This is a genomic window from Paenibacillus rhizosphaerae, from assembly GCF_014192015.1.
Classification (GTDB): Bacteria; Bacillota; Bacilli; order Paenibacillales; family Paenibacillaceae; genus Paenibacillus_AQ; species Paenibacillus_AQ rhizosphaerae.
In genome coordinates this window covers 266,303-283,557 of the sequence record NZ_JACHXJ010000007.1, presented here as the reverse complement: position 1 = coordinate 283,557, position 17,255 = coordinate 266,303, and the positions used below count along the sequence as shown (strand labels likewise).

The 17,255-nt window shown below is 54.0% G+C and carries 15 protein-coding genes and 1 riboswitch; of the genes, 4 read left to right on the top strand and 11 right to left on the bottom strand.

Going from position 1 to position 17,255, the window contains the following annotated elements:
- Nucleotides 1-242: 242 nt before the first annotated feature.
- Nucleotides 243-1,145 (top strand): LysR family transcriptional regulator, encoded by a 903-nt coding sequence (locus FHS19_RS31405; protein ID WP_145141826.1) that lies wholly within the window; start codon nucleotides 243-245, stop codon nucleotides 1,143-1,145.
- Nucleotides 1,146-1,204: 59 nt separating this feature from the next.
- Here the strand turns inward: FHS19_RS31405 and FHS19_RS31400 are convergent, their stop codons facing one another.
- The 3 genes from FHS19_RS31400 to FHS19_RS31390 form a co-directional block, all read right to left on the bottom strand.
- Nucleotides 1,205-2,479 (bottom strand): cation:proton antiporter, encoded by a 1,275-nt coding sequence (locus tag FHS19_RS31400; RefSeq protein ID WP_183586876.1) that lies wholly within the window; start codon nucleotides 2,477-2,479, stop codon nucleotides 1,205-1,207.
- A gap of 19 nt (nucleotides 2,480-2,498) precedes the next feature.
- Nucleotides 2,499-3,170: a potassium channel family protein gene (locus tag FHS19_RS31395; RefSeq protein ID WP_183586868.1), complete on the bottom strand. Its 672-nt coding sequence runs from the start codon at nucleotides 3,168-3,170 to the stop codon at nucleotides 2,499-2,501.
- Between the two features lie 87 nt (nucleotides 3,171-3,257).
- Complete coding sequence (locus tag FHS19_RS31390) at nucleotides 3,258-4,598, bottom strand: TrkH family potassium uptake protein (RefSeq protein WP_246426918.1); 1,341 nt, start codon at nucleotides 4,596-4,598, stop codon at nucleotides 3,258-3,260.
- A gap of 67 nt (nucleotides 4,599-4,665) precedes the next feature.
- Nucleotides 4,666-4,810, bottom strand: a riboswitch (cyclic di-AMP (ydaO/yuaA leader).
- Between the two features lie 259 nt (nucleotides 4,811-5,069).
- Here FHS19_RS31390 and FHS19_RS31385 point away from each other — a divergent pair.
- Entirely contained in the window at nucleotides 5,070-6,764 is a 1,695-nt protein-coding gene (locus FHS19_RS31385; protein ID WP_183586864.1) for a CPBP family intramembrane glutamic endopeptidase, read from the top strand.
- Here FHS19_RS31385 and uvrC read toward each other — a convergent pair.
- Both uvrC and trxA read right to left on the bottom strand, forming a co-directional pair.
- Nucleotides 6,733-8,616: an excinuclease ABC subunit UvrC gene (gene uvrC, locus FHS19_RS31380; RefSeq protein ID WP_183586862.1), complete on the bottom strand. Its 1,884-nt coding sequence runs from the start codon at nucleotides 8,614-8,616 to the stop codon at nucleotides 6,733-6,735. The two genes, FHS19_RS31385 and uvrC, sit on opposite strands and share 32 nt — an antisense overlap.
- Before the next feature lie 228 nt (nucleotides 8,617-8,844).
- Nucleotides 8,845-9,162 (bottom strand): thioredoxin, encoded by a 318-nt coding sequence (gene trxA / locus FHS19_RS31375; protein WP_076174051.1) that lies wholly within the window; start codon nucleotides 9,160-9,162, stop codon nucleotides 8,845-8,847.
- A 403-nt stretch (nucleotides 9,163-9,565) separates the two neighbouring features.
- Here trxA and FHS19_RS31370 point away from each other — a divergent pair, with 403 nt between their 5' ends.
- On the top strand, nucleotides 9,566-9,724 hold the full coding sequence (locus FHS19_RS31370; RefSeq protein WP_089548459.1) for a YqzM family protein: 159 nt from the start codon (nucleotides 9,566-9,568) through the stop codon (nucleotides 9,722-9,724).
- 142 nt (nucleotides 9,725-9,866) lie between these two features.
- Here the strand turns inward: FHS19_RS31370 and dnaI are convergent, their stop codons facing one another.
- From dnaI to FHS19_RS31350, 4 genes are all read right to left on the bottom strand, one after another.
- The gene (gene dnaI, locus FHS19_RS31365; RefSeq protein ID WP_183586860.1) at nucleotides 9,867-10,823 is read right to left on the bottom strand and encodes a primosomal protein DnaI; all 957 of its coding nucleotides are present in this window, start codon (nucleotides 10,821-10,823) and stop codon (nucleotides 9,867-9,869) included.
- A 31-nt stretch (nucleotides 10,824-10,854) separates the two neighbouring features.
- Nucleotides 10,855-12,375 carry a replication initiation and membrane attachment family protein gene (locus FHS19_RS31360; protein WP_183586852.1) on the bottom strand — a complete coding sequence of 507 codons (1,521 nt, stop codon included), beginning with the start codon at nucleotides 12,373-12,375 and terminating at the stop codon, nucleotides 10,855-10,857.
- A gap of 36 nt (nucleotides 12,376-12,411) precedes the next feature.
- On the bottom strand, nucleotides 12,412-14,106 hold the full coding sequence (locus tag FHS19_RS31355) for an alpha/beta hydrolase family protein (protein ID WP_183586850.1): 1,695 nt from the start codon (nucleotides 14,104-14,106) through the stop codon (nucleotides 12,412-12,414).
- 95 nt (nucleotides 14,107-14,201) lie between these two features.
- Nucleotides 14,202-14,498: a YuiB family protein gene (locus FHS19_RS31350; RefSeq protein ID WP_094599267.1), complete on the bottom strand. Its 297-nt coding sequence runs from the start codon at nucleotides 14,496-14,498 to the stop codon at nucleotides 14,202-14,204.
- Between the two features lie 272 nt (nucleotides 14,499-14,770).
- On the opposite strand from FHS19_RS31350, the gene hemQ reads away from it, so the two are divergent.
- Nucleotides 14,771-15,520 (top strand): hydrogen peroxide-dependent heme synthase, encoded by a 750-nt coding sequence (gene hemQ, locus FHS19_RS31345; RefSeq protein WP_183586848.1) that lies wholly within the window; start codon nucleotides 14,771-14,773, stop codon nucleotides 15,518-15,520.
- 134 nt (nucleotides 15,521-15,654) lie between these two features.
- Here hemQ and FHS19_RS31340 read toward each other — a convergent pair whose 3' ends face one another.
- Nucleotides 15,655-15,903 carry a hypothetical protein gene (locus FHS19_RS31340; protein ID WP_183586846.1) on the bottom strand — a complete coding sequence of 83 codons (249 nt, stop codon included), beginning with the start codon at nucleotides 15,901-15,903 and terminating at the stop codon, nucleotides 15,655-15,657.
- Entirely contained in the window at nucleotides 15,903-17,096 is a 1,194-nt protein-coding gene (locus tag FHS19_RS31335; protein ID WP_183587047.1) for an NAD(P)/FAD-dependent oxidoreductase, read from the bottom strand. The genes FHS19_RS31340 and FHS19_RS31335 overlap by 1 nt, the downstream gene beginning before the upstream one ends.
- Nucleotides 17,097-17,255: the final 159 nt, after the last annotated feature.

Here is a 17,255-nt window from a genome sequence, read left to right as displayed (position 1 = left end):
TAATTATTAAACGTTATAATGTAAATGCATAACAAAAACATGTATCGACGTACATTCCAGGAAGCCAGACCGCGTTTAGCGGTAGTTTTTCTTGCGATATAAGGAAGCTCAGTCTCTGAAGCATATTCTTTCTTATATCTAAAGAAAACATTTATCGATGTACATCCATAGAAGACAGACCGCATCTATAACCATCTTACCCCAAGCAGCCGCAGTTCAAAAGTTTCATGGAGATGAATGACATGTTTGAAGATTTGGATGTATTCGCCACGGTGGTGGAGCAGTCGAGTCTGAACAAGGCCTCGAAGCTGCTGAATTTGTCCCAGCCCGCCCTCTCGCGCAAAATTACCAAGCTGGAGGACGAGCTCGGCGTGCAGCTGTTCAACCGCCGCGGCAAGCGCCTTGAACTGACGGCCTTCGGCCAGTCAGCCTATACCTTTGCCCTGGAGCAGCGGCAGCAGCAGCAGAAATTCATGCAGATGATCGCCAAGTACAAAGGGGACGATCAAATTTCAGTTACCCTCGGAGCCAGCCTGACCACGCTTCAGACGACGCTGCCGCCTTTGGTGAACGCGTTTATGGAGAAGCATCCTTCCGCTGAGCTGAAGCTGGTCACCGGGAAAACGCACGAAATCGTTTCGGCCGTCCGCGACAAGAAGCTGGATGCAGGCATCGTCGCCTCTTCGATCGAAGAGCCCGGCCTGCGCTGCACGCCGCTGTTCGACGACCATCTGGAGCTGGTGCTTCCCCGGAATCACAGGCTGTGCGGCCAGGACAACGTGAACATGGACATGCTTCACGGTCTGCCGATGATTATTTTCTCGACCGGAACGTGGTACCGGAAATTGACCGACGAATTGTTCCACCGGGCCGGCGTTGTGCCGGACATCCGGATGGAAATGGATTCGTTTGAAGCGATCGTCCGGCTCCTGCCCGCTTGCAGAGCGGCGGCGCTGCTGCCCAAGTCGTATTTGCGGAGCCAGCTGTTGGACGACAACGACCTGGCTATACTTCATATTCCCGATCTGCAGGAAACGCGGCGCACCACTTCGCTCGTTTACTCCGAAAACGGAGGACTGAGCGCCGGGGCACGCCGCTGGATCGAAGAAACGAAAAAGATTTTCGGCCGCACCCGGGATGAATGACGCGGTGCCGGTAAATGACGAGCCGTCAAGACGGGATTCCCCGCTCCTGACGGCTCGTATCATGTTCCAGGCGATTTCTGCCCCAGGGGCCTGGAAGCCGCCGGCTCCGCCTTCACCTCAAGGCCCAGCTTGCGGGCGACAAGCCCCGTGGTGCTGGCCTGCAGCAGAATCGTGAGCATGATCGCCATGAACGTCACGGCCGAGATGACATCGGCGTGGGCCACGCCCATCCCGGCGATCATGCCCGAGAGGGCGGCCGGAATGACGCCGGTCTCCCGGACCCACATCATGAACATCAGCTCGCGCCAGGACCATTTGACCTTGCGGTCGGGCAGGGCGCAGAGCAGAATCGTGATGGGCCGGGCGATGACCATCAGCACGAGGACGGCCGCCAGGCTTGGCCAGAAGTAATCGCCAAGCACCCGGAAGTTGACCTGGCTGCCGAGCAGGATGAAAATCAGCATCCGCATCATGACGCTCGTATTGTCCGCAAATGATGCGGTTTCCTCCAGCTTGTCGTCCATCGACAGACCGAATGTATCCGCGTTCCCCCAGATCAGCCCGGCCACGAAAGTCGCCATAAATCCGCTGACATGAATCAGGTCCCCTATTAAATAAGAAGAAAGTGCGACGACGATCATCGTAATCGTCGTGTAGTCCTTCAGGACGCCAAGCCGGAAATGGGCAACGAGATACGTAAGAATCACGGCTACGACGGCTCCGACGAGAATGCCGCCGATGGCGGTTTTCACAAAATCCCAGGCCATCGTCCCGATATGTAAGGAACCCCCGCCCGTCACCGCGGCCAGCAGCGCAAAGGTCAGAATCGAGCCGGTGGCGTCGTTAAAGGCCGACTCGCTTTCCACCGTCTCCCGGACCCTTTCCTTGATCTTCACCTGTTTGAACACAGGTATGATCGAAGCGGGGTCGGTCGAGGCGATGACGGCGGCGGCCAGGAAGGCTACGAGCCAGTCCAGGCCGAACAGGAAATGCACGGCAGCTCCGACGATCAAGGTCGTGACGATGACGCCGGGAACGCTCAGCATGGAGAGCGTGATCCATACCTTCCGCAGCCCGCTCAGCTTCAGGTTCCGTCCGCCGTCAAACAGGATGAGCGCCGAGCCGACGGTGAGAATCAGCTGGTTGATAAGGGAGCTGCTTGTTTCGTTGATCAGATGCAGCCCCTGCCCCAGCAGCATGCCGGCTACGATAAACACGGCAACGTCCGGAAGCCTGAGCCATGAGGCCAGTCTTCCGGACAGCATGCCGACGGTAATGATAAACAGCAGCAATATTAAGATGTGATGAATGATTTCGGTCGTCGGGGATTCCATTTCTGTCTCACTTCCGGATTTACGACTTGACGTTCACCGCTTCGCTCTCGAAGCGGTCGATATTGCTGTTGGAGCCGATGATGACCATGATGTCGCCCGCATGCAGTTGGTCCATCGCCGTCGGCGCGACGATGACTCCCTCGGAACGATGAAGCGCGACGATGCTGCATCCGTAACGTGCTCTCGTATTGACTTCGCTCAGCGTCTTTCCATTCAGGCATTGCGGTACCGTCATCTCCACGATGCTGTAATCTTTGGACAGCTCGATGTAATCCAGCAAATTCGGCGTCACGAGCTGGTGAGCCACCCGGATGCCCATATCCCGCTCCGGATAAATCACACGATCCACGCCCAGCTTGGACAAGGCTTTGCCGTGCAGCATGGAAATCGCCTTGGCCACCACGGTCTGAACGCCAAGCTCCTTCAGCAGGATCGCGGCCAGGATGCTCATCTGGATGTCATCTCCGATCGCCACGACACCGCAGTCAAAGTTGCGGATTCCGAGTGATTTGAGAACCTCCTCGTCGGTTGCATCCGCCACCACGGCGTAGGTCAAATGCTCGCTCATGTCATTGACCACTTCTTCATTAATATCCACCCCAAGCACCTCGTAACCCAAATCCATAAGCTCCATGGCCAGGCTTGAACCGAACCGCCCCAAACCGATGACGACAAACTGCTGTGTTTTCATTTCTCTCCAGATGCTCCTTATCCCTTAATGTTGATTTTATATATGATGACTTTGACAAGATGGAAACTTTGAATCATCCATGCCCGGTTACCCGATAATGATTTTGCCTTCGGGATGGCGGTACAGCTCCTTGCCCTTCTTCGGACCGAGCGCATAAGCGAAGGTCAATGGTCCAAGACGCCCGGCAAACATCGTCAGACAAATCAGGATCTTCCCGATCAAGGACAAATGAGGCGTCAGCCCGAGGCTTAATCCGACCGTGCCAAAAGCCGACGTCGTTTCGTACAGAATCATCAGGAAGCTGCTGTCTTCCGTCGTAGAGAGAACCATGGATACGCCGACAACCAGGAACAAGGCCAGGAAGGTAATGGTCAGCGCTTTGAAAATCCGCTCCTGTGCCAACCGGTAACGGTACAGGACGATATCGTCGCGGCCGCGGATCATCGCAATCACCGCACCGACGAGAATGGTGAACGTCGTGGTCTTGATCCCGCCCCCTGTGGAGCCCGGCGAAGCGCCGATAAACATCAGAATGATCGTAAAAAATTGCGACGCCTGGCGCATGCCTGCCAGGTCCAGCGTATTCGCTCCCGCCGTCCGCGGAGTAACCGACTGGAACAGCGAGGCGAGAATTTTGCCGCCCCAATTCAGTGAACCGAGCGTCTTGGGGTTCGTGAATTCAAAGATAAAGATGACGACCGCTCCGGTCACGATCAGGGCGCCGGTCATGGACAGCACCACTTTGGTGTGGAGCGACAGCTTCCGGTTAACCCGGTAATCTACCAGGTCGGACATGACGATAAAGCCGATGCCGCCGGAAACGATCAGAAACATCACGACAAAATTGACGAGCGGGTCGTATACAAATCCCGTCAGGCTGTTAAAATGGCCGAACAGGTCAAATCCTGCATTATTGAACATGGACACGCCATGAAATATTCCATAAAAAACCGCTTTTCCAAGAGGCATATCGAACGACCACCGGATGGCGAGGAGCAGCGCTCCGCAGCCTTCGATCGTTAACGAAAAAAATATCACTTTCCGAATCAGACGGACGATGCCTTCCATCGTGTTCTGATTCATGGCTTCCTGCAGCAGGAGCCGATCCCGGAGCGAAATCCGGCGCTTGAACGCCAGGGCGACCAGGGTGGCCATCGTCATAAAACCCAGTCCGCCGATTTGAATCAGCAGCATGATGACGACTTGGCCGAACGTGCTGAAGTACAGCCCCGTATCTTTGACAACCAAACCGGTCACGCAGGTCGCCGAGGTTGCCGTAAACAAAGCATCCATAAAATTCAGCGGCTTTCCCGTCGTGTTCGAAATCGGCAAGGTGAGCAGTATGGCTCCGATCAGAATTATGGCGGCAAAACCCAGGGCTAATATTTGCGGGGGCGCCAACCGGAACCACTTCCATTTACCAATCAATACATTCACCTCTTTAAAAAAGTCAAAAGAAAAAAAGCATCGGAAATCCAATGCCTTTCGGTTTGGCTCCTGCATGCACGACGCCTACGAGGTTAGCTGACGGATTCGGGCATGCACAGGTTGCCCTATTCGCGGGACGAAGCCTCCCAACGAAATTCACCCCAAAAAATTGGTTCCCCCGTTTTCACTTAGAAATTCGGCGTTCTTATTCATTTGCATCAAAATTATAATCTTTATTGTGGGACATCACAAAGGTCTTTTTCTGATGAATTGGATGGAAAACAGCCTGATTCGCAATGCAGATGGACACGGCCTGCCGTTATCTTCTCTTTTCGATAGCTTTCCTTCATTTTCATCGTTTTTTCACCACTATTTTCAGGGTATACTGGTTTTGGGCGAATCTTCTATGTTATGTTTACCGTACTGTATTGGGGGGAATGGTATCTTTATTACATTCAAGGGGGGGATTTCATGGACCGGTTAAACCAGCCGCTGGAAATCAGGGCCAATTATAAATGGCTGGTCATTTTGGGGGTTATCGGCCTTATTTTATTCTTTATTGTCCAAGTATTTCCGCAGACGAGCTCGGAGACGCTTGAGGGGCAAACGACCAAGGTGATCAGCAAATCGGAGGCGGAAGCTGCCGCCAAAGCGTTTGCCTCGGACCGGCTGAATATTCAAACAGGCATTGCGGCCGAACCGCTTGTCACGTACCAGTCGGAATCGGATCTTTACGGATATTTATCCAGAGAGAAGCTTCTCAACGAATATAACAAGAAATACGAGCCGAAGTATCCTTATGACGTGTTCCGGGTTCGGCTGCCGGAGGCAAGCGATCAGGGATACATCAATGTAGATGTACATATGAACTCGGGCAAGGTAGTCGGATTCTCCATCACGCCTCCGTATTCCAAGTATGCGGCCGCGATGGCTGAAACGAACGAAACCATGCGCAAGCAGAAGCTGAGAATTGTGGAAGGGAACATGACGCTGGAGGATAAAGAGGAAATCGCCTCGTCCTGGCTGCAGAAGCTGGGCTATAACACCAGCTCCTTGAAAGTATCGAGCGGTAAGGATGAGCCCGGCCTGATCTATACCGACTCCTCCTCGCAAATCGGGGAATCGCTGCTGGAATTCAAGTTTGCCTTTGAGGATGGGGAGCTTCACTCCTTCCTGCCTGGATTTTCGGTTCCATCCGCACATACCGCTTATGTAGAGAAGCAGACCAAAAGCGCTACGATGCTGACCATGGTGGGATACGGACTGTTTACGATCGTGCTTGGCATTCTCGCCATCATTTACAGTGCACTGACGCGGCGGTACACTTCCTTTGCCCGCGGGCTGTTTTTGTCCTTGTTTTATTTTGTGGTCTCTTTGCTGACGACTTATAACATGCTGCCGGTGCTGGAAGCGGAAGGCTTCTCCCAGTTCGGGCTGATCGCGGCCATGGTCGTTCAAGTCATTCTGAGCATCGCAATGACGGTGCTCCTGTACTTCTCCCTGGTCGGCGGAGACGGACTGTGGCGCAAAGCCGGTTACAATGCCTGGGCCCGCGCCAAAGAGCCTGGATACGGGCGTTACGTGCTCCACAGTATGATCACCGGATATTTGTGGGCGTTCATCCTGATGGGGGCGCAGTCGGTGATCTATCTTGTCCTAGACCGGACGATCCACAGCTGGTCCACGACGGACGCCTCGCAGTCCCCGTATAACATGCTGTACCCGTGGATGCTGCCGATCATGGCCTGGATGGCCGGCATCTCCGAGGAAGCCGTGTACCGCCTGTTCGGTATTCCGATGCTGAAGAAAATCGTAAGGAACACATTTGTCGCCTGCGTCATTCCGACGCTGATTTGGGCCTTCGGCCATACGCTGTACCCGATCTACCCGATATACACCCGACCGATCGAGCTTCTGTTCATCGGTCTCCTGTTCAGCTTGATCTTCCTGCGTCACGGCTACATCGCGGTCATGTTCGCCCACGTCGTGTTCGACAGCATCCTGATGAGCTTCAGCTTGTTCAGTATGGGGGATCTGACGAACATTCTGGCGGGCGTGGTCACCTGCATCATGCCGTTTATCGTGGCCTGGGTTATTTACCTGTTCTACGGCAAAAAGAAGGAGAAGCCGTATGCTACGACTCCTCCTCCTGAAGGGCTGCTATAATTTGGCCGGCGAGCTTGTCGCCGATCGAGAGAGGCCGGAAGTCTTCAATCCGGGCCTCTTTTATTTTTTTGAGCGAGCCAAAATGCTTCAGCAGCAGCTTGCGCCGCTTCTCACCGATGCCCGGGATGGCATCAAGCTTGGACGCCACCATCGACTTGCCGCGCTGCTCGCGGTGGAAGGTGATGGCGAACCGGTGCACCTCATCCTGGATGCGCTGGAGCAGGTAAAACTCCTGGCTGTCGCGCGGCAGCGAAATCGGCTCGGGCGGATCGCCCACCATCAGCTGCGCGGTCCGGTGCTTGACGTCCTTGACCAGACCGCATACCGGGATGAACAAGCCCAGCTCGTTCTGCAGCACGTCGATCGCGGCGGAGATCTGGCCTTTACCGCCGTCCACGACAATCAGGTCGGGCAGCTCCAGATTTTCCTTGAGCACGCGCTCGTACCGTCTGCGGACGACCTCCCGCATCGTATCGTAATCGTCCGGTCCCTGAACCGAACGGATTTTGTATTTCCGGTACTCCTTTTTGTCGGGCTTGCCGTCGATAAAAACGACCATCGCCGATACCGGATTCGTGCCCTGGATGTTGGAGTTGTCGAACGCTTCGATCCGGTGCAGCGACTCGATGCCGATATACTGGCCGAGGTTCGCGGCGGCCTTGGACGTCCGCTCCTCATCCCGTTCGATCAGGCGGAACTTCTCGTCCAGTGAGACCTTGGCATTCTCTTCGGCCATGGCCACGAGCTGGCGCTTCGTTCCCCGCTGGGGCACCAGCACCTTGATGCCAAGCCATTCCTGCAGGGAAGCGGCACCGCCCCCGGCATCGATCGATTCCGAGGCATCCTCTGGCCGGCTGCTGTCCTCCGCCTCTTCCCTTTTCGGCATGTCAGGCAGCAAAATCTCTTTTGGCAGCGCCGGATTGTCGCTGTAATACTGCGTCACGAAGGACATAAAATCGCTGTACGCCTCGCCATAGAACGGAAACACGGAGGCGTGGCGCTGAATCATTTTCCCCTGGCGCATATACAGAATCTGCACGCACATCCAGCCTTTATCCACGGCAAAGCCCAATACGTCACGGTCCTTCGTGTCCGTCGTCGTAATCTTCTGCTTCTCCATGATCGCTTCTATGTTCAGGATCTGATCGCGCAGTTCCTTCGCCCGTTCAAAATACAGGTCCTCCGCCGCCTCCTGCATCTTGCGCTGGAGCTCCTTCTTAATCTCCTCGTGCCCGCCGCTCAGAAAAGAAGTAATTTCCTGGGTAATACGGTCATACTCCTCCTGAGGGACTTCCTTCTCGCAGGGTGCCAGGCATTGGCCCATATGGTAGTACAGGCATACCTCCTTCGGCATGACCCCGCACTTGCGCAACGGATACATCCGGTCCAGCAGCTTTTTCGTCTGCTGGGCGGCATAAGCATTCGGATACGGGCCGAAATACTTGGCCTTGTCCTTGAGCACGCGTCTTGTCACCTCAAGGCGGGGATGCGGCTCGTTGGTAATTTTAATATAAGGAAACGTCTTATCGTCCTTCAGCAGGACGTTATATCGCGGCTGATGCGTTTTGATCAAATTACATTCAAGAATGAGTGCTTCAATGTTGCTTCCGGTCACGATATATTCAAAATCCCGGATATCCGCCACCAGACGCTGCGTCTTGCCGTCATGGCTGCCGCTAAAATAGGAGCGGACCCGGTTCTTCAGCACCTTGGCTTTACCCACATATATAATCTTGCCATCGGCATTCTTCATTAAATAACAACCGGGCAGATCGGGCAGCAAAGCCAGCTTGTTGCGGATCTTCTCCAGTGCTTTTTCCTGTTCCTGTAATTGCTTTGCAAAATCGTCCATGCCGTATCGGCTCACCTCCCGGTACTTCTATTATAGGAGAAAACGGCTGAATACAGCAATACAACCCGGCAAAAGTCGGGCTGCTACGGTGCCTGTATTGGTTGTTTGCGGTGACCCGGCTCGGTATACAGCATTTCAAAAAAACACCGTGGCGGGAATTCCTGCCCTGATCACGAATAAAGCGCCCCCGGAATCATCCGGAGGCGCCCGTCATCAGCCACGCACCAATTATTGGTGTTTAGCGATGATGTTTTTCAGGTTTTCTTTGGAGTTCAGGCCGACCACTTTATCAACCGGCTGACCGTCCTTGAAGAAAATCAGGGTCGGGATGCTCATCACGCCGAAACGGGATGCCGTTTCCGGATTGTCATCCACGTTCAGTTTGGCAATTTTCACGGAGTCTCCGAGCTCGTTAGCCAGGTCTTCCAGAATCGGAGCGATCATTTTGCAAGGGCCGCACCATGGTGCCCAAAAATCTACCAGAACCGTTCCTTGGCCTTCGATTTCAGCGTTAAAGGATTGGTCGGATACATTCACAATTGCCATAATAGGTTTCCTCCTTATAAGAAAAAATTCGGTGTATTCTGCTTCACAGAAGACAGACCATGTTTAGCGGCTGACTGTACGCAGGAGATGAAAAAACGGCTATGCCGCCTGGTATCCCCCGTTGATCGCAAGAGCGCAAATGGATGTCTAAACTGATATGTCTTTGTGGACAGTTTAAGTATAACACATTCCGTCAAGAAATGTGAAACCCTTAATTACAGATTAAACGAAATTCGGGCCCCCTAACCGCTCCGCTCCCGTTTCCCACCCCTATAAGTATTCACCATATATTCTTTACAAATTCTTTGAAGTTTGGGTATACTAATGTTAACTCGGGTTTCTCTGTTCATGAGAAGGCTCATTGACATCAGGCTGAAACCATGATGAGGAGGCATTTGTTCAAATGGATGCAAACGTGCACGCTAACGATCCGCGGAAACACGTGAACGAAGAGCCGCGCAATGATTTAATGGATCTAATGAATGGCTTTGGCGGAATGGCGCTGTTTATGACCGTTCTGTTTGCAGTCATGGTGATCATTAAATTTGTTATTTCCGGCTAATTAGCCTCAAGGGGCTTACAAGAAAACCTGGCTCTTCCTGTCTTTTGGACAGGTTGGCCAGGTTTTTTTGGCTTTTTTGGAATGATGAATTTTCGAATGATTGCAAAATGCCGCTTACCACAGGACCTTTGATACGGACTCTCTATCCCTGTCTGTGGCGCTGATTCTCCCCGTGCAAATGCACGACATCGACGAACGGCGCGATGCGGTCCATCAGCCGCTGCCCCTTATGCCCCTCTTCGCCGTCTTTGTTCGTGAAGCTCAGATGCTTTTCGAGGCCGTCCAGGGCATAGTTCGACGTATAGAAGGTCGGCTTGCGGTTCATCCGGTAATTCAGGATGGAGCCCAGCACGTGGTCGCGTACCCAGGGACTCAAATTTTCCGCTCCGATATCGTCAAAAATGAGCAGATCGCACGCCTTCATCAGCTCCACGGTCTCCTTCAGCTTCACGTTATCGCTAAGCATCCCCTTCAAATCCTCCACAAAATCAGGCATGTACACGATAACCCCGGTATGACCGGTAATCGCCAGCTCATGAAGGAGATAGCTCATCAGAAACGTTTTGCCGGTCCCGAACGATCCGTACAGATACAGTCCCTTGTTCGGCAGACCATTCTCGCGTACGTCCCGAATGTACCGGAATACCTGGTTCACCGCAGGAGCCCGGTTCCGGTCCTTGCCCATAATCTCGACCTCGTTATATCCTTCGCTTAATGCACGCTCGTCCACGTAAAAGCTGCGGATCCGCTTCTTGATCTGGTCCTCTTGCTGCTTCGCCGTCTGCAGGGCGCAGGGAACCTTGCGTTCCACCAGCTCTGTAATCCCGTTGACGACCTCCACTTCCAGTTTGCTGTAATGGCCCTGAAAGTCGTTCGGGCACCGCTCGAGCCCTGGGCAGCGCTCACAGTGCCGCCGGTCGGCGGCAAACTGGTACAGCCGGGTCACGTTCATCCGCAGCAACGATTCTTCCAGCTCGGGATGCTCCTGCCGCAGTCCCCGTACCGCCGGATCCCTCAGCAGTTCGTCCGCGATCTCCTGCGATCGCTGTATAAAGGAAGGCCCTCTCATCTGCTTCAGCAGCTGCCCCAATGAATCCATGACGGTTGTCCTCCTCTCTCTTCAGACGGTTCTATATACCGCCCTTTTTCTTGCTTGCCTGCATTTCAGCTGCCATACGCAGCATTTCCTCAAACTCTTCCTCGCTGACATCACCGCCCTGCCCGTCTTCCTGGGCTAACGGGATATCCGGCTTGATCTTCACTGTTTTGCCGCCGTATGTACGGGGTCTTGCGCTGCCGGCTGCTGCGGCCTGCTTTCCCTTGACCTTGGACTGGTCGCGGATGTACTCCACGGCTTTCTCGTAGGAATTGACCTGCTTCAGCAGCATGTTGGAGGCGATGGCCTCGACAAAATTGCGGTTGATCCGCTGGTCATTTCCGCCTTCGGTCAACAGGGACATCAAGTAGTGGATCAGCACATTGATGACTTCACCCGGCAGCTTGTAGCTGAGGTCGATCTTCTCGAATATATCGATAAAATTGTCCGGCACCGAGCCCGGAAAATAAGTCCTGAGCAGCTTCGTATACGGCTCATTCCGAAGCATCATATTATACTGGTGAATGTCGCATTTGGATTGAAATTGAACCGGAACGTCGACGTAATATTCCATCTGCACGGCATGCTCCAATGGAGCCTGCTCTTCTTCCGTTTCCGCCTGGCGGAAGGAAATGACCTTTCCCGCATACACATCCCGCTGCTCCTGGCGCCGCTTGTCCTGGCGGAATTGCAGGCTGGCCTTGTGCTGAAATTCGTCGAGCAGAATGTCGCCGTCGGGCCCGAAGATGCCGTCTTCGTCGAGCAGGCGGCAAATGTCCTGGACGCTGAGATCGTATTTGCGTCCGACAAAATTGATCACGCCCATCTGCTCGTGATTAAAGCGCAGCCCCTCCACGTGCCGGCGGTTGGCGGAATCCCGCGGGAAACGCAGGATGATATCGGAATAATTCAGCGCCCCCTCCTCATCGAGAACCCGAAGGCCGGGCTGCCTTGACGTGGATACCTCGGACAGCGCCTGTTCCAACTCGTAATCGATCACATGGGTGTTCAGTTCAAAAATATCGTAAAAGGCCAGCGAAATGTTTTCTTTATGGACGGAGGAGGATCCGGCATACTCTTCCGGTTCCTTCGACCACAGCTCCTCGCGCAGGGACAGGACGGCGAATTTGCCGATCTTATCGCGCAGGAGCAGCGTAAGGTGCTGTGTATTAAAGAACTCCGACGGCGAAAGCGGGGCCTGGAGCTCGTATTCGTACATGTAATCTTCCTGCTCGGGCACGTAGATCCGGCAGGATTGCAGCAGCCCCACCGCTTCCAGACGGGAAGCGTGCTCAATCAAATATTTGCGTCCCTTCTCGCTGGGCTCAAGCCCAAGCGACAGGAAAATGCGCCGTTGCTGTTCAACCCGGGAGTAGCCCAGCTTCTCTGCAGGGATGTGCTGAAACAGCAAATGATATAAGCTGATGGCAAATGCCCCGACCATGGGCTGATATACGGAGCTGAGCATTCGGTTGTCGAGGCTGCTTAAACCAAAATCGCGGAACACGCAGTACCGGTGGTTCTCGGTAAAATGCAGCAGGCTCTTCATATGCATAATCTATGCTCCCTCCCATCGATTCGTAGACTTTCTCTATTCTATCACAAAAGGGTCCGCTTCTTCTCCGTTTTTCGACAAGTCTTTCGTCCCCAAATGAATCCAGTTTGCGACATCGGTGATGACCTCCTCAGGCACATTGCCGGGCAGCTTGTACTCATCTCCGGTCGAGTTCTTACTATAATATATATACATATGATTGAGTCCCGGATATGACTTAAAGGTTACGTCTTTTCGTTGGCTAAGCGCACTTCTCCACACCTTTAGGCTCGTCGGAGGGACCTGCACGTCATTGTCCCCCTGGAGTATGTACATCGGAATGTTCTGATTTCTGGCGAGCAGCGGTCCGCTGTAATTTCTGAAATCGAACCACCAATACGCGTTCGGCAGCGGAAAATGGTCCGGCAAATGCTCCGTCGAATAACTCGGGTCCTTCAGCAGCGCAACGGCCTTTTCCCATGTGTCCACCTGATTTTGCAGACGGGCCAGCTTTTCAGCCGAAGCCCCCTCTTCTTCCGCCCGCCCTAATATTCCCCGATACTGCATCAGCATCAGGTCTTCCAACGGTCCGGACGGGGCGGACATCACGACCGCGCCGGCGATATGCTTGCCCGCATCCGATGCGATCATGCGCGGGACGAGCATCCCGCCTTGGCTGTGGCCTAGCACATAAATCTGCTGTGCATCAATCCTTGGATCGGCGGCCAGCAGGTTGACGGCGCTGACGGCATCGTCAACCGTCTCCTGCTGGACGGTAAAGAACGGGGTAGCGGAACGAAGCGGATACTCCCGCGTCCGCTTTTCATAACGGAGCACCGCAATCCCTTCGCTGGCCAGCCCCACCGCCAAGTCCCTGAACAGCTTCCCCCCGCCGGAAGACTCGTCCCGGTCATTGGGACCGGAGCCGTGAACGAGCACAAGCGCCGGAACCTTCTCCTGAACGTTCCGGGGGAGCGTCAGCGTTCCCGGTAAGAGCAGAGGGTTCTGGCCGACCTGCACTTCTTCCTCCGTGTAATTTTCCGGGTGGTCATAGGCGGGTGTCCGATAGCTGCTGGTCACATTTTCAATCCAGGCGACATCGTCTACCAGACCCTCCGGGCTGAACCGAAGCTCCATGCCGAACGTCTCTCCTTTGGGTGTCTGGTAGACCACACGGGCGTTGCTGCGTACGGAATCCGTATAGGCTTCGGCATGCAACAGGCTCCAGTCGAGGCCGTACAGCCTTTCCAGCCGTTCTTCGTACTTTGGAAGCGACGAAGGCGGATACGCTGCCGATAGAGACGCATCCATCATCTGCCCCGCCTCTTCCCATTTCCCGTGGCGAAGCAGGGTCATCCAGTAGACCGCCCGCCCCTTCCAGTCGTCCGGATCGAGGGACCAGCGATTGTCCGCCCAAGTTCCCCGGATGCCCAGAGCCCCGGTAAACGATTGGAGCGGAACGAGCAGCGTCCCTCCGCCGTCCGTCACCGCGGTACGCGCAAGCTCATACGGCGCTTGGTCCAATAAGGACTGCTTGCTGCCAGGTGTGATTTTCCAGCGGGTTTTGCCGAGCGAGACCTGAACCCGCTTGTCCGTCCCGTCCCACAGCACCTTGGCGCCCAGCGCCTCGGCCGCCGTCCGGAGCGGGACCATGCTGATCTGCTCTCCCGCGGACGCCGCCATCCCGTTTGGTAACGAACCGCCCGCCATCAGCCCGGCGGCTAGCACCAAACCCAATGCTTTTCTCCACATCCATCCGTCCCCCCCATCATTCAGCCCTGAAGCGCCGGGATAGCGCAAAACAGCCCCCCGGGTGGAGAGCTGTTTCGAAATGGCCGATTACCGGCCTAGAACATTTTAAATCCGCTTTTGCGAAGCTTCTGGATGGACCAGCCGCTGATGACCGCGCCTGCCAGTCCGGCTACTCCCGTTAAATAGTCGACTACGCGAAACGACTCCAAGTGACTGAGCAGCGACATTTGGCTGCGGTCCCATAAAGAGTATACGACCACCGGTAAAATAACGATGACAAACAAATAGCAGGGAAACCAGGTCGTTTTCATTAACATATTCAAAATAAAGCCGATGCCGAACATCATGACAAAAAATAACACCATCAGCACGAGAACGGGTATAAATTGCATCTCAGCCAAGTCACCTCTTCTTTTCTTTCGCCCCGCTAAACGGATACAAACAGGCCGTTCACAGTCTTGCCACGTTTTATGGACTAGTAGTTAGTTTACTAAAAAAACGGTCACGAATCAACGAACAATCGGTGAATAGATTGTGACTTCATTTGCTCTTGCACTTGCGGTTGAGCTACAATGAAGAAAAATGTCAACGACCCTGATACTCGGGTCCAGCAAGTAACCTTGGGATCCGCTTACAGGCAACTATTTATAGGAGTGATTCATTCATGAATGAAGCAGCATCAACTCTGGAGGGCTGGTATGCTCTCCACGATTTCCGTTCTATGAACTGGGCGGCATGGAAGTCCGCCGACGACGAAGACCGCGCCATGGCGCTGGACGAGCTCCAGGCCTTCCTGAACGAATGGTCCGAGGTGGAGTCCAGCAAGCAGGGCAGCACGGCGGTGTACAGCATCATCGGGCAGAAGGCCGATTTTGTCTTCATGCACCTGCGCGAAACGCTCGAAGATTTGAACGCTATCGAGACTGCGTTTAACAAAACGCTGTTTGCGCAATATACGACGAAGTCCTATTCCTACGTCAGCGTCGTCGAGCTCAGCAACTATCTTGCCGGTTCCGGCGAAGGCGACCCGATGGAAAATCCGCATGTCGTCGCCCGTCTGAAGCCGATACTGCCGAAGACGAAGTACATCTGCTTCTACCCGATGAACAAAAAGCGCGATCAGGCCGACAACTGGTACATGCTCGACATGGACGACCGCCGCAACATGATGCGCAGCCACGGGCTGATCGGCCGCAGCTATGCAGGCAAAGTGAAACAGATCATTACCGGCTCCATCGGATTCGACGATTGGGAATGGGGAGTGACCTTGTTCGCCGAGGACGCGCTTCAATTCAAGAAGCTGGTCTATGAAATGCGCTTTGATGAAGTCAGCGCCCGCTTTGCCGAATTCGGCGGCTTCTTCGTAGGAGCGATTCTGACGCCGGAATCTTTCGAGGACATGCTGAAAATTTAACAGACGCACCGCGCTGCGCGGAAGTCTATGCTGCGATATGAGGCAGCCGATCTCCGAATCTTCGCAATGAATGCTTTTTAACTATAAAAAAGGTTTGCCCCGATAAATTCAGGGCAAACCTTTTTGCTGTTTCCTTAATCCTCTTCCTGCTGCGATTTCATCGATTCCAAAAATTCGGCGGTCGCCCGGTCGCGGTCCCTGCCCTTTTCCTTCAGCCTTTCAATAGCCGGCAGGATGAGGATGTCCACTTCCTTTTGGACCGTGTACGACAGATCGTACCGGTTCTGATCCTCGAGGAAGGATCCCACTTCCATCAAGGCGTTATAACGGTCCAGTTCTTCCCGTGTCAACAACGCGCGGACTTGAACACTGCAGTGCCTCATTACAGGAACTTTCCTTTCTTCAATACCAGCGGAATGCCGCCGATAATAAATAGGTAGCGCATATCCACGATCTTCTTCAATTGGGCTGCCCGCCAGCCCTTCATATGCTTGTCGCCTACTACAGCGATACCTTCGCCTTTGCCCAGGGAAGCGACGGTTCCCTTGTTGCTGAACTCGAACTTCTTCGGCTGCTGGCCGCGGATCGCCGTGACGATGTTATGGGCGCAGCATACACCCTGCTGCATCGCGATCTGCGCCGTCGGCGGATAGGGACGCCCTTCCGGATTCATGATCAGAGCGTTATCCCCGATGACGTAGATGTGGTCGCTTCCAGGCGCCCGCAAGTACTCGTCAACCTTCACACGGCCTCTTGCCGTTTCAAAGCCGGCCGCTTCAATCATATGGTTGCCGCGGATTCCTCCGGTCCATACCACAGTAGCCGACTTGATCTCTTCACCGGTCGCAAGCACTACGCCGTCCGGCTTGCATTCTTTGATGGCTACGCCGATTTTGAAGGTTACGCCTTTCTTGCGGAGGACCTCCATGGCATATTCCACGAGCTCCGGAGCAAACCCCGGCAGCGCCGTCGGCGCCGCTTCCACATTGTAGACATTCACAAGATTCGGATCGACATCGTATTCCTTGCACAGCGCCGGAATGCGGTCAGCCAGCTCGGCAACAAACTCAATGCCGCTGAAGCCCGCTCCCCCGACGACGAAATTGATTCTTTCCTGCGGACTGCGTTCATTTTTATACAATGCGAATTGGTATTCGATATGCTTGCGGATCAGCCGCACCGAGTTGATGCTGCGAATCGTCATCGCATATTCGGCCATTCCCGGAATACCGAAAGTTTCGGATTCCCCGCCGAGGGCAATGACCAGAAAATCGTAGGAGAGCGTCCCATCCTCCAGGATGACCTTTTTCTCATGCGGGCGGATTTCCTGAACGGAGGATTTGACCAGATCGATCTTGAATTCGTCAATCAGCTTCGAAATCGGTACCCGTGTATTCTCAACGCTGTCCGTGCCGGCAGCGGGCATATGCAAATGGGTCGTAATATAGTGGTAATCGTGTCGATTAACAAGCGTGACGTCCGCTTCGTTATAATTCAATTCCTTTTGAAGGCGCTGTGCAGTCAGGATGCCGCCGTAACCCGCACCAAGGATTACTATCTTGGGAATGTTGCTCATCATCTTGCTCCTTCCAAAATGTCGGTCTCTATATATATTTGTGAACCATTACAAATGTTATTGTGAAATATTACACATTAGTTTGAACTTCAATGAATCCTTTTATCACAGGCAGCCTGTGTAAGAAAAAAAACAGCGGGAATTCTCACAAAACCTGCC